At 54.2% G+C, this 723-nt stretch carries 1 rRNA gene; it reads right to left on the bottom strand.

The features are described from left to right. Positions 1 to 22: 22 nt before the first annotated feature. Positions 23 to 723, bottom strand: a 23S ribosomal RNA gene (locus ACVA6Q_RS24550); the annotation flags it as partial.

Below are 723 nucleotides of genomic sequence, written 5' to 3'. Positions count from 1 at the left end.
ATCAAAACCCTTTGGGTGTTGTATGGTTAAGCCTCACGGGCAATTAGTACAGGTTAGCTCAACGCCTCACAACGCTTACACACCCTGCCTATCAACGTTCTAGTCTCGAACAACCCTTTAGGACACTTAAAGTGCCAGGGAAGACTCATCTCAGGGCTCGCTTCCCGCTTAGATGCTTTCAGCGGTTATCGATTCCGAACTTAGCTACCGGGCAATGCCATTGGCATGACAACCCGAACACCAGAGGTTCGTCCACTCCGGTCCTCTCGTACTAGGAGCAGCCCCCTTCAATCTTCCAACGCCCACGGCAGATAGGGACCGAACTGTCTCACGACGTTCTAAACCCAGCTCGCGTACCACTTTAAATGGCGAACAGCCATACCCTTGGGACCGACTTCAGCCCCAGGATGTGATGAGCCGACATCGAGGTGCCAAACACCGCCGTCGATATGAACTCTTGGGCGGTATCAGCCTGTTATCCCCGGAGTACCTTTTATCCGTTGAGCGATGGCCCTTCCATTCAGAACCACCGGATCACTATGACCTGCTTTCGCACCTGCTCGAATTGTCATTCTCGCAGTCAAGCGGGCTTATGCCATTGCACTAACCACACGATGTCCAACCGTGTTTAGCCCACCTTCGTGCTCCTCCGTTACTCTTTGGGAGGAGACCGCCCCAGTCAAACTACCCACCAGGCACTGTCCGCAGCCCCGATAAGGGGCC

This window comes from Vibrio sp. DNB22_10_4 (assembly GCF_052879755.1).
The sequence above is the reverse complement of the archived record's forward strand: the minus strand, read 5'-3'. Positions and strand labels throughout refer to the sequence as shown.